General features: G+C 74.6%; 2 protein-coding genes. Both read right to left on the bottom strand.

Features of this window, described 5'->3' with window-relative positions:
- Positions 1–14 precede the first annotated feature (14 nt).
- Positions 15–914 (bottom strand): ROK family protein, encoded by a 900-nt coding sequence (locus KBX39_RS29030; protein WP_043323180.1) that lies wholly within the window; start codon positions 912–914, stop codon positions 15–17.
- A gap of 79 nt (positions 915–993) precedes the next feature.
- On the bottom strand, positions 994–2350 hold a 1357-nt coding region (locus KBX39_RS29025; RefSeq protein WP_210873597.1), incomplete at its 5' end, for a lyase family protein.

The following is a 2350-nucleotide window of genomic DNA, read 5'->3' as shown; positions in this document are numbered from 1 at the left end:
GGCGCCCGGCCCGCTCAGACCACCGCGGGCTGGGCCTCGACGGCCATGGCGAGCGAACCGAGCAGCGCGGCGTCCTGCGCGAAGTCCGACAGCACGATCTCCGGCGGATACGGCAGCGTGTGGGTGAGCCGTTCGGTCAGCAGCGCCCGCACCAGGTCGTTGCCGGCGACGCTGCCCACCAGCACGATCCGCTGCGGGTCGAGCACGAGGCAGCAGGTGACGAGGTGGCGGGCGAGTTCGTCGACGCGTCGGCGGAGCTGTTCGCGTACCTCGCCCGGCTGTTGCGCGGCCGCGCACAGACCGGCCGCCCGGCCGTCCACGCCCAGCCGCTGCGCCAGCTCGTCCAGGGCCCGGCCGGAGAACGTCGCCTCCAGCATCGGTTCCAGGCGGGGCGGCCAGCTGTGGTCGGTCAGCCCGTAGGCGATCTCCCCGGCGGCGCCGTGGCGGCCCGGCAGCACCTCGCCGTTGACGGTGACCGCCGCCGCGACGCCGGTCCCGAGCCCGACGACGAGTCCCGGGTCCGCGTCGCGCAGCGCCCCGAGCCGCAGCTCGGCGTGGGCGGCTGCCTTCAGGTCGTTCGTGACCCGCACGTGCGCCAGGTTCAGGTGGGCGCGGACCGCGTCAGCGAGCCGCAGCTGCTCCCAGCCGGGCACGTTCGGCGCCAGTTCGATGCCCTCGTCGTGGACCACGCCGGGCGAGGCGATGCCCGCCGCGACGAGCGTGCCGCCGGTCTGCTCGGCGAGTTCGCGGGCCCGGTCCAGCGCCCGGGTGAGGGCCTGCTGCGCGCCCTGCTCGGCATTGGTGGGCAGGCGCTCGGAGACGAGCAGCCGGCCGTCGGCGTCGCCCACGCCGATGGCCATCTTGGTGCCGCCGAAGTCGATGCCGAGCAGGCGCGGATTTGCCGGTCGTTCCATGGTGATGTCCGTCGGTCCAGATCACGTGGTCGCCGCGACACGACGTCCGCGACCACGGCCAGCTGCGTCTGTCGCCCCGTCACGGGCCTACCCTCGCCGCGACCGCCTCGGCGAGAGCCGTGTCGGCACGGGTCAGCCGCTCGCGCAACGCCTGCGCCCGCTCCTGCACCGCGTCGAGCATTGTAGACAGTCGTCCGACCTGGTCCCGGACGGCCGCCTCGCCGGGCCCGTCGGCCTGGGCACGGCGCAGCACGAGTTCGGGGCGGACCGCGGCGGCCAGCAGGTCCCGCACCGCGGCGTCGTCGAGCGTCAGACCCAGCTCGGCGGCGGTGGACCGGACCAGGTCCCCGGTCCAGGTGGCGGGCGCGCCGCCGCGTACCAGCCGGCCGAGCAGCGAGTGGGCACCCCGGAACGGCACACCATGGCGGGCCAGCGCGTCGGCCGCGGCGGTGGTGGTGGCGCCGGAGGCGACGATCTCCTCAGCGGACGGCGGGCGCAGCGGGTCCAGCTTCTCGATCAGGCCGCCGAGCAGCGAGAAGAACCGGTACGCCCGGTCGTCGCCGTCCCAGAGGCGGGCCTGCACGTCGGTGGTGGCGTTGTTGGAGTCCTCCCACCAGGCGGCGCCGACGTTGTTCAGCACGCTGGCCGCGTCGGCCGCCGCGGCGCCCGCCATCGAGACGAGGTGCTCCAGCACCACCGGGTTGCGCTTCTGCGGCATGATGCTGCTGCCCTGGGTGAACTCGCCGGGCGTGACCACCCAGCCCCAGCTCAGCCAGTCCATCAGCGTGCGGGCCAGCCGGGCCCCGGTGGCGAGCGCCTGCGCGTTGAGCGTGGCGACCCGGACCAGGTGGTCCGCGCCGGCCACCGCCTCGTACGAGTTGACGATCAGCTGGTCGAAGCCGAGCAGGTCGGCCAGCCGCCGGGGCGAGATGTCCAGGTCGGTGCCGGCGAACGCGCAGGAGCCCAGCGGCGAGCGGTTCATCTCGTCCAGCAGGTCGGCGTACGCGGCGGCCTCACCGGCAAGCGCCTCGGCGTAGCCGGCGAAGACGTGCCCGATGCTGGTCGGCTGGGCCGGGCGGCGGTGCGTGTAGCCGGTGACCACCACGTCGGCGTGCCGGTCCGCGCGGTCCAGCACGGTACGGCCGGTGGCCAGCAGCGCGTCGAGCACCTGGAGCAGCTGGTCGCGCAGCACCATCCGGAACACGCCGGCGTCGAGGTCGTTGCGGCTGCGCGCGAGCTGCACGCTGAGCTGCGACGGCTCGATGCCCGCCGCGGCGGCGAGCCGCTTCTCCAGCGTGTAGTAGACGTCCTCGACGCTGCCGTCGTACTCCAGTTCCTCGGGCCGGTCCCCGGTGAGGGTGACCAGGCCGCGCAGCATCGTGGCGGCGGCCTCGTCGGTGATCAGTCCCTGCTCGGCGAGCATGACGACGTGGGCC

The sequence above is a fragment of the Micromonospora sp. D75 genome, assembly GCF_018070405.1.
GTDB lineage: Bacteria > Actinomycetota > Actinomycetes > Mycobacteriales > Micromonosporaceae > Micromonospora > Micromonospora chalcea.
Note: the sequence above shows the minus strand (reverse complement) of the source record. Positions and strands in the feature narration are given on the sequence as shown.

Coding starts and splice junctions, on each gene's coding strand:
- KBX39_RS29030 (WP_043323180.1), bottom strand. CDS start 914: ATGGAACGACCGGCAAATCCGCGCCTGCTCGGCATCGACTTCGGCGGC.